This window comes from Albidovulum sp. (assembly GCF_049646345.1).
In the GTDB taxonomy this organism is placed as follows: Bacteria; Pseudomonadota; Alphaproteobacteria; order Rhodobacterales; family Rhodobacteraceae; genus Albidovulum.
This window is the reverse complement of sequence record NZ_JBARVQ010000192.1, coordinates 1-6,416: the sequence shown is the minus strand read 5'-3', so window position 1 is coordinate 6,416 and position 6,416 is coordinate 1. Positions and strand designations below refer to the sequence as shown.

6 protein-coding genes and 1 pseudogene are annotated in these 6,416 nt (G+C 61.1%); 1 reads left to right on the top strand and 6 read right to left on the bottom strand.

All coding sequences use genetic code 11. The features are described from left to right. The 5 genes from WBB85_RS04685 to WBB85_RS04665 form a co-directional block, all read right to left on the bottom strand. Window positions 1-446: hypothetical protein (locus WBB85_RS04685; protein ID WP_432637463.1), on the bottom strand; the 446-nt coding region annotated here is incomplete at its 3' end. Window positions 447-470: 24 nt separating this feature from the next. Then, window positions 471-1,298: an ABC transporter ATP-binding protein gene (locus WBB85_RS04680; RefSeq protein ID WP_432637462.1), complete on the bottom strand. Its 828-nt coding sequence runs from the start codon at window positions 1,296-1,298 to the stop codon at window positions 471-473. Next, complete coding sequence (locus WBB85_RS04675; RefSeq protein WP_432637461.1) at window positions 1,295-2,083, bottom strand: ABC transporter ATP-binding protein; 789 nt, start codon at window positions 2,081-2,083, stop codon at window positions 1,295-1,297. The genes WBB85_RS04680 and WBB85_RS04675 overlap by 4 nt, the downstream gene beginning before the upstream one ends. A gap of 106 nt (window positions 2,084-2,189) precedes the next feature. Next, entirely contained in the window at window positions 2,190-3,374 is a 1,185-nt protein-coding gene (locus WBB85_RS04670; protein ID WP_432637460.1) for an ABC transporter substrate-binding protein, read from the bottom strand. Between the two features lie 212 nt (window positions 3,375-3,586). Then, complete coding sequence (locus tag WBB85_RS04665) at window positions 3,587-4,612, bottom strand: GlxA family transcriptional regulator (RefSeq protein ID WP_432637459.1); 1,026 nt, start codon at window positions 4,610-4,612, stop codon at window positions 3,587-3,589. A 147-nt stretch (window positions 4,613-4,759) separates the two neighbouring features. On the opposite strand from WBB85_RS04665, the gene WBB85_RS04660 reads away from it, so the two are divergent. Next, complete coding sequence (locus WBB85_RS04660; RefSeq protein WP_432637458.1) at window positions 4,760-6,130, top strand: class II 3-deoxy-7-phosphoheptulonate synthase; 1,371 nt, start codon at window positions 4,760-4,762, stop codon at window positions 6,128-6,130. Between the two features lie 65 nt (window positions 6,131-6,195). On the opposite strand, the pseudogene WBB85_RS04655 reads toward WBB85_RS04660, so the two are convergent. Next, a pseudogene (locus WBB85_RS04655) lies at window positions 6,196-6,416 on the bottom strand (hypothetical protein); the annotation flags it as partial.

Here is a 6,416-nt window from a genome sequence, read left to right as displayed (position 1 = left end):
CCGATGTGCCTGGCCCGATCAGTACTGTCGTTTTGGGTAATCGTAAGATGGGCAGCACCATCCGCTGCTATGAACATGAGCCAGGCATCGAACGCAGCATTTCGTGCCCGGTAGGACAATGATGCCCCCGGCAGTTCATAATCCCAGATCGGACCGACGCGCCTCTCGCCGATATCAAAGAACGCTTCCCCTTTCAGTTTGCGCCCGTACACCTCAAACTCAGTATATCCGCCGATGGTCTCAAAACCGTAGGCGATGGGCGGCGCAGACCTGTCTGAGGTCATAAGCCGGGTCGGCAGTTTCCAGATACGCATCGCCACATCGGTTTGCCAGTCCTGGCAATCAGCGCCACGAAGGTCACACCTTTTGTCGAAGACACATGTCGCTGCCGCGACCATCTGATACGGCGACGCATCCACCGCAGCGGCGGCGAGCAGACCGGACAAGAGGCTGATCATGCCCCGCATGCCTTACCCGCCGAGGAAGGTCCGTCGCACCTCAGGGTCGGCCAGCAACGCCTCTCCGGTATCGGTGTAGCGGTTGGCGCCCTGCACCAGCACATAGCCCATATCGGCGATCTCCAGCGCCTGACGGGCATTCTGTTCGACCATCAGGATGGAAATCCCGGTGCGGGCAACTTCGATGATGCGGTCGAAAAGCTCGTCCATGACGATCGGGGAAACACCGGCTGTCGGCTCATCCAGCATCAGAAGTTTGGGCTTGGTCATCAAAGCCCGGCCCACCGCGACCTGCTGCCGCTGACCGCCAGAAAGCTCCCCTGCAGGCTGGCGTCGCTTGTCCTTCAGGATCGGGAAGAGGTCATAGACCTGTTCCATCGTGGCCTTGAAGTCATCATTGCGGATGAAAGCCCCCATTTCGAGGTTTTCCTCAACGCTCATCGACGGGAAGACGTTGTTGACCTGCGGCACAAAGCCCATGCCCTTGGCCACCCGGTCCTGCGGTGACAGGGCGGTGATATCCTCACCATCCAGCTTCACATGGCCGCCGCGCAGGTTGAGCATGCCGAAAACCGCCTTCATCGCAGTCGACTTGCCAGCGCCATTCGGTCCGACGATGACCGCGATCTGGCCCTTTTCGACCGTGAGCGTGCAGTCATGCAGGATGTCAGCCGCGCCATAGCCGCCGGTCATGCTCTCGGCCGCGAGGAACGGGCCACCGAGGGCAGGGCGCGCGGCCCCCTTGGTTTCCGGCATAACCAATGTCCCGCCGCCGTCCTTGGTGATCGAGCGGTCCTTGTTGCCGCGATCGTCCTGATAGGGGTTGGAGGTCTTGCTCATGCGCCCGCCTCCGCCTTGACCTTGTTCTTGAGGCCGCGGCCCAGATAGGCCTCGATCACCGCCTCATTTTCCATGATGTGATCGGCCGAGCCTGTGGCCAGCACCTTTCCTTCGGCCATGACGATCACCGGGTCGCAAAGGCGGCCGATGAAATCCATGTCATGTTCGATCACGCAGAACGTATAGCCGCGTTCCTTGTTCAGCCGTACGATCGCGTCGCCGATCGTGTTGAGCAGCGTGCGGTTCACACCTGCGCCGACCTCATCCAGGAAGACCACCTTGGCCTCGACCATCATCGTACGGCCAAGCTCCAGCAGTTTCTTCTGACCGCCAGACAGGTTGCCCGCACGTTCATCCGCCAGATGGGAAATCGTCAGGAAGTCGAGCACTTCGTCGGCTTTCTTGGCAAGCTCGACCTCTTCGCGCGCGATGCGGCCGCGATGGAACCATGTGTTCCACAACGTCTCACCCGATTGTGCGGCGGGCACCATCATCAGGTTCTCACGCACCGTCATCGAGGAAAATTCATGCGCGATCTGGAAGGTGCGCAGCAGGCCCTTGTGGAAAAGATCATGGGGCGGCAGGCCGGTGATATCCTCACCGTCCATGATCACCTTGCCGGATGTCGGCTGATAGACCCCGGCGATGACGTTGAAAAGCGTGGATTTCCCGGCTCCGTTCGGGCCGATCAGACCGGTGATCGAGCCCTCGGCGATCTCCATGGATGCGCCGCTGACGGCCTGAAAGCCGCCGAAATGCTTGTGCAGATCCTCGACGATGATCATGCGGTTCCCCTATCTTCGCCTGACCGACGTTGCGGCCGGGAAGTTGTTGTTTTTTATTTGGAAAAGCAGCCCGGACCTGCCGGGCTGCCTGTTCGTTTTTCGCCGATCAGCGGAACTTGACGGTTTCGTACTTGCCGTCCTTGAACTCGATCTCGCGGTAGTTGCCGGCGGACTCGCCCGGTCCGATCAGCTCCACGGCCGAGGCGCCGACATAGTCGATGTCTTCGCCCGCAGCGATCAGTTCCAGCGCCTTGCCCAGTTCGCCCGGGAAGATCTCGGTGCCCGGAGCGTTGGCCACATCCATGATCTTGCCCGCGAAGTCGGCCGAGTTCGACGATCCTGCGGCCTGCATGGCCAGCATGATCAGGGCTGCCGCGTCATAGCTTTCCGGGGCAAAGGCCGAGGTGCCGTCGAAACCGGCGGTTCCGGCCATTTCCTGGAAGATACCTGCACCGGCGCTGTCGGTGCCCGGATAGGCGCCGTACGAGCCGTTCAGCTCTGCACCGAAGTTCTGGTTCAGCTTGTCGCCGACCATCCCGTCGGGGAAGTAGAAGGTCGAGAAGGCACCGGTGTCGAGTGCGGCGCGCACGATGCCCGAACCGCCCTGATCGACATAACCTGCGACCACCAGCGCGTCGCCACCGGCCGAGGCCAGAGCACCGACTTCAGCCGAATAGTCAGCCTTGCCGTCTTCATGCGCGGCCGAGATGGTCACGGTGCCGCCAGCTTCTTCAACATTGCGCTGGATCGCTTCGGCCAGACCCTTGCCGTAGTCGTTGTTGGTATAGGTCAGGGCGATCGAGGTGATGCCACGCTCGGTGAGGATATCGCGGACGATCTCACCCTGACGCGCATCGGACGGCGCCGTGCGGAAGAACAGGCCATTGTCCTCAGCCGTCGACAGGCCGGGCGAGGTCGCCGAAGGCGAAACCATGACGATACCGTTCGGAACCGCCACGTTGGCAAGGATCGCGCCGGTCACGCCCGAGCAGTCCGCGCCCATGATCGCATTGACTTTGTCTGTGGTCACAAGACGTTCGGCAGCAGCGGTCGCGGCAGCCGCGTCAACGCAGGTCGAGTCGCCGCGGATCGAGGTCACGGTCGAACCGTCCAGCAGCTTGCCGCTTTCGGTGACTTCCGCCATCGCCAGCTCGGCACCGGCACCCATCGCCGGGGTGATCGATTCCAGCGGGCCGGTAAAGCCCAGGATGACGCCGATCTTGATATCCTCTGCCCCTGCAGCGCCAGCGAACAAGGCGGCGGCTGCGGTGGCTGTGAGAAGTTTTTTCATCATATTACTCCCATGTTGGACTTATGTCCTGACGGCAGGTTAGAGCGCGTATTTGGAAAAGAAAAGCCACTCAAAGCGTCAGGTTGGCCCCGGTTTACGCAGCGTTCCGGCCCGAAATCAACGATTCTGAGCGCGCCATGACAAAGCTGCGCGTTCGCCGGGCAAAACGCCGGTCGCATGGTCAAAATGGTTAATTCCGCCGAAGCGATGTGTCAGATCGACAGGCGCGGTGTGATGATCGCCGAGGTGCCGTGTGATCCACGTTCGCGGTAGGGCGTGGTTTTGTAATGCGCCCGGTAGCATTTGGAGAAATGCGACGGGCTGGCAAAGCCACAGGCGAGCGCGACATTGATCACACTCATATCGGTTTGCATCAGCAGGTTGCGCGCCTTCTGCAGGCGCAATTCCATGTAATAGCGTTTCGGGCTGCGGTTCAGATAACGCCGGAACAGCCGCTCTAGCTGGCGGGTGGACATGCCGACATTTTCGGCCAGATCCGCCGGGCTGATCGGGTCCTCGATGTTCTGCTCCATCATCTGGATGACCTGAGAGAGCTTGGGGTGGCGGACACCGATCCGGGTCGGGATCGACAGGCGCTGGGTGTCCTGATCGGTCCGGATCGAGGAATAGATCAACTGGTCAGCCACGGCATTGGCAACATCCTCGCCGTGATCACCGGCGATGAGCTTCAGCATGAGGTCGATCGAGGCGGTGCCTCCGGCGGTCGATATCCGGTTGCCGTCAATGACAAAGACCGACTTGGTCAGCTTTACCTCTTCGAATTCCTCAAGGAAGCTGTCCTGATTTTCCCAGTGAATGGTCGCCTTCTTGCCATCCAGTAGCCCGGCCTTGGCCAGCGAATATGCAGCGGTGCAAAGACCGCCGACGGTCACACCGCGCCGCGCCTCGCGCCGGAGCCAGTTCAGAACCGGCTTGGTCGTTGCCTGCTGTACATCGATCCCGCCACAGACCAGAACGGTGTCCTCGCGGCTGACTTCTTCCAGCCCCATATCCACCTTGAAGGCCGCGCCGTTCGAACAGCGCGCTTCACTGCCATTCTCACCGGCCAGAAGCCAGCTGTAAGCCTCGCGCCCCATGACCCGGTTGGCGATGCGCAAGGGTTCGATCGCGCAGGCGAAGCAGAGCATTGTGAACTGGTCCAGAAGGACGAACACAAAACGACGCTGGCGGGCCGCGCCGTCGGTTTGTTTTGTGCCCTTAGCGGGTCCGACCACCATTATCCGACCCCATTCTGTCGTTTCGGGGACAAAAGCACTATTTTTTGTCCGCCCGCAAGTTGCATTTGCGGGCATATCGGTTTGCATGCGTCAGGGCGCTTCGCGTATAAACCGCCCGTTATCGCTAAAGCCTGCGAGGAGGTTAACATGTCGAAGGCCTGGACGAAATCCGATTGGCGCACAAAGCCGCGGGTGCAGATGCCCGACTATCCCGATCTCGCAGCGGTCAATTCCGTCGAGGCGCAGCTTGGCAAGATGCCTCCGCTGGTTTTTGCGGGCGAGACGCGAAAGCTCAAACGGACGTTGGGCGAGGTGGCCGAGGGCAGGGCGTTCCTGCTGCAGGGCGGCGATTGTGCCGAAAGCTTTTCAGAATTCTCTGCCGACAATATCCGCGACACGTTCAAGGTCATCCTGCAGATGGCTATCGTCTTGACCTGGGGCGCAAAAGTGCCGGTGGTCAAGATCGGCCGGGTTGCCGGACAATTTGCCAAGCCGCGCTCGGCGCCGATGGAAGCAGTCGGTGGCGTCGAGCTGCCGTCCTATCGGGGCGACATCATCAACGGGTTTGATTTCACGGCAGATGCCCGGATCCCGGACCCTTCACGGATGCTGCAGGCCTATACTCAGGCCGCCGCCTCGCTGAACCTTTTGCGCGCATTCTCGACCGGCGGTTTTGCCGACATGCACCGGGTGCAAAGCTGGATCGCCGGTTACACGGAAGAGGATGAGGCGAAGAAATACCGCGAAGTCGCGACCCGCATTCAGGACGCGATGGACTTCATGGCGGCGGCGGGTGTCACCTCGGATACCGTTCACGCCATGGCCTCGGTCGATTTTTACACCAGCCACGAGGCGCTGCTTCTGGAATATGAAGAGGCGCTCTGCCGGATCGATTCGACGACCGGCCTGCCAGTCGCCGGGTCAGGCCACATGATCTGGATCGGCGACCGCACGCGGCAGCCGGACGGGGCCCATGTCGAGTTTGCGCGCGGTGTGCAGAACCCGGTCGGGCTGAAATGTGGGCCGTCGATGACCACCGACGATCTGAAACTGCTTGTGAACAAGCTCAACCCGGAAAACGAGGCCGGGCGGCTGACACTGATCGCGCGTTTTGGTGCGGGCAAGGTCGGCGATCACCTGCCGCGTCTGATCAAGGCGGTTGAGGAGGAAGGGGTAAAGGTCGTCTGGACCTGCGATCCGATGCACGGCAATACGATAAAGTCGGCCTCGGGCTACAAGACCCGGCCCTTTGACAGCGTCCTGCGCGAAGTGCGGGAATTCTTTGGTGTTCACAAGGCCGAAGGCACGATCCCCGGCGGCGTTCATTTCGAGATGACCGGCAAGGATGTCACCGAATGCACCGGTGGGGTGCGCGCGGTCACGGATGAGGATCTGTCAGACCGCTATCACACCGCTTGCGACCCGCGTCTCAACGCCTCGCAATCGCTGGAACTGGCCTTTCTTGTCGCCGAAGAGCTTCAGGACCGCCGCGCCATGCAAAAAGCGGCAGGCATGTAGCCTGCCGCCAGTACTCGTGACGCACACCAAAAAAAGCGGCATTACGGGGCCGCTTTAACTTTTAATTAATCGTGGGAAACGACGAGCTTCAGATGCCCCCGGCTTCTGATCGAAGGGGGCATCGCGCCCGAATAGGGGGCAGGCGGTTCTGCAAACCCATCCGGTGCGGGCAGGCGCGACGACCGGAAACCGTTGTCGGGCAATGTCTCGATCTTCCCGACTGCACAGCTGACAATATCGAAACGGCGCGGCGCACGGCCGATGGGCCCCTCGGCAACAAGGCACC